The organism is Candidatus Darwinibacter acetoxidans (assembly GCF_041936445.1).
Lineage (GTDB): Bacteria > Bacillota > Limnochordia > Darwinibacteriales > Darwinibacteriaceae > DTU010.
On record NZ_JBHGXH010000313.1, the window covers coordinates 1 to 2,515 of the forward strand.

Annotated in this window: 4 protein-coding genes and 1 pseudogene; all 5 read right to left on the reverse strand. The window is 53.3% G+C overall.

Annotation, left to right across the window (positions count from 1 at the left end):
• Positions 1-213 (reverse strand): annotated as a pseudogene (locus ACE4YL_RS13025) (RNA-dependent DNA polymerase); the annotation flags it as partial.
• A gap of 328 nt (positions 214-541) precedes the next feature.
• Positions 542-874 carry a diversity-generating retroelement protein Avd gene (gene avd / locus ACE4YL_RS13030; RefSeq protein WP_461367098.1) on the reverse strand — a complete coding sequence of 111 codons (333 nt, stop codon included), beginning with the start codon at positions 872-874 and terminating at the stop codon, positions 542-544.
• A gap of 40 nt (positions 875-914) precedes the next feature.
• A complete protein-coding gene (locus tag ACE4YL_RS13035) occupies positions 915-2,099 on the reverse strand; it encodes an SUMF1/EgtB/PvdO family nonheme iron enzyme (RefSeq protein WP_461369700.1) in 1,185 nt (394 codons plus the stop codon).
• On the reverse strand, positions 2,086-2,310 hold the full coding sequence (locus tag ACE4YL_RS13040) for a hypothetical protein (protein WP_461369701.1): 225 nt from the start codon (positions 2,308-2,310) through the stop codon (positions 2,086-2,088). The genes ACE4YL_RS13035 and ACE4YL_RS13040 overlap by 14 nt, the downstream gene beginning before the upstream one ends.
• Positions 2,307-2,515: hypothetical protein (locus ACE4YL_RS13045; protein WP_461369702.1), on the reverse strand; the 209-nt coding region annotated here is incomplete at its 5' end. The genes ACE4YL_RS13045 and ACE4YL_RS13040, both read right to left, overlap by 4 nt.

Here is a 2,515-nt window from a genome sequence, read left to right on the forward strand (position 1 = left end):
CCGCTTTTTCGGTTCGTGGACGTAGAATTCACGGTATGGGCTTTGCCGATAGGTTTTCCAGATGAGTTCATTCTGAAGTTCGATCAGGTTATCTTCGAGTAGATTTTCAAACTGCTGCACCTCTGCCCGGTTGCGTTTCCCTTTACGGGCGTTGCGATAGGCCCAGTACAGCGATCCGTAGTCATAGACTTGCGGATATAGATTCCGATACACTTTCAATTTTGCATCTACCCTTGCTTCTTGTGATCTGCAGCTGGTGGGTGGTGGGTATGACAGGCGGCCAAGACCGCCAGCCTCCCCACCGGGTTCTGTTTTTCGCCATTTCGGCGGGGGTGGCACCCCCTTATCCCCTTTGCACTGGACCTAGACCCGTGAGTCTAGGACTTCTGGCGATCAGGGGTTGAGCCAGGCGGAAGCCGATGTTGTTGTTCGAGTTCGAGCGCGGGTTGTTCAGGTTCAGAGACGGAACCCCGGCATTGGACGTGTTGTTCCAGTTGCCACCGCGCCTCGGCAAACGCTAATGGATACCACCCCATGGTTATCAGTTTCTGCACGACTTGATCCAGCCACCAAGCATCTTCCCAATTTCGGCCAGGTAGCGCGAAGTGATTTCATACTTCCTGAAAGGCAAGAAACCCAGCTCCATTGCCAGCCTGTTTTGCTGTCGCAGAAGTTCCAACTCCGCATCTAGCTCTGCAAGAAGTTCCCTTTTGCGTCTTGCTTTGTTCGCTCTGGTGATAAGTCTCATTATGCGGAAAAGAGTCTTCTTGATCTCTGCCGCCATCGTATGCTTCTCGCTTTTCGGGAACTGCCTCAGTGCCGGGTAAAGATACAGCGCCAGATCGTATGTCTTCTGCATGATTTTAAGCTCCATTTACTGCCTCCAATACAGATTACAACCTGCAGAACGCAGATTACCGATAATAAGCCGGGCGGAAGCCGATGTTGAGGCTCGAGTGCGAGCGCGGGGTGCTCAGGTTCAGAGCCGGACCCCCGGCATCGGACGTGTTGTTCCAGACGCCACCGCGCCTCGGCAAACGCTCACCAAGGTTGCGCATATAAACGGTGCCGGTACCGTAATTAGTATCTTTTGGGAACAGGCCCAGCTGGTGTAGGAGTGCTGGCGCAGCCACGTCTCTAGCTGTCAAATTGCGGAATGCAGTGCTGGCGTAAGGGTCGCCCGATGTTTGATTCACCACGGACGTAGCCAACACTATGTTCCCGGAGCCGTCTGCGTTTGTAGCATCGTACTTGAGGGTTCCCCCTGTTTCTGGTTCCACAAGACTACCATCGGGCATGATGGCCTTCCACGCTTCGCTGGCAGCAGACTGGTCTTTGGTATTATCAGCGGCGTTGTTGTTTTCGAGGATTTGGATCTCGCCGTCCACCAGGCGCAGGCCACCAACCCATTCCCACACGTTGCCGTTTAAGTCAAAGATGCCGAAGGGTGTACCATCATGGCTCCACGTCGCAGGACCTGTCCCGGTAGCCGTGCGCCCGTTGTACCAAGTCCCGCCGGCCTGGTAGCGATAGATAACTTCACCATACTCGCTGGTTCTGGAATAGTCTCGGCCAGAGCTGTTATTGCCCCTCGGCCAAAAACCGTTCATCCGGCACCAATTTAGGAGAAACGCCCACTCAGCGTTGGTTGTTAAATGCCATCTTGCTCCTTTTTGTTTGCACGCAGTCAGCGCTTGGTCGAAGGTTACGTATACTCTCGGGTCACGTCTGCGCAAGACCACGGCGCGCTCGGATGCCTCTGAACCAACGGTGATAGCAGGATATTTCCCCAGCCAAAGTTCGGAAACTGCACTGTTATTCACAATAAAAGCGGGGTGCAAAGCATTGCCCCAGCTGGAATCCAGCACGTTGAGTCGTGTTTCGGGTATCCGTACCATGATCGACGGATTGCCCTGATCATCGAAAATGCAGTCGTTGCGTCCGAAGCTGATGTCCAAAAGTCTCTTGGACATGTCGCTCTTTAGCGCCTCGTCACTCACCGGGCCACGCTCCACGAAATGGTTAGTAATCCAGTCCTCGACCGCGCGAACGTTATCCAAGAGTTCCCCAGAAGTGTACTTGCCACTAATAAATCTCATCGTCTAGCTCCCCCTCTTCTTCTGGCTCTGGTTGCGGGAACAGATGTGCATAGTTAGTTTTCAAGTCCCGTTCAAAGACGGGCACATATCGTTCAGCGTCCTCGGGAGTTCCCTTTACGGTCGTTTCTCCCTCTAACGCAACTCCCTCGTCTGAAAAACTCACCTGAATTCTATGGATTCCGTTACCAAAGGCTATAATCTGGTATGTCATACCTCCATCACCTCCACAGACACATTTCCGGCGGTAGAAACAGCGTAAATAGGCACTGCTGTTGACGGACTAAAGTCTATCTCGACAGAAGCCCCTGGCTCTAAGGACTGTCCGATGGTGTCGGTTATACCACTGCCTCCAATGCGGATCGCAACCGCCCGATGAAGGTTGCGGATAACCAGCTTGCTTCTATTGGCCTTCCGAC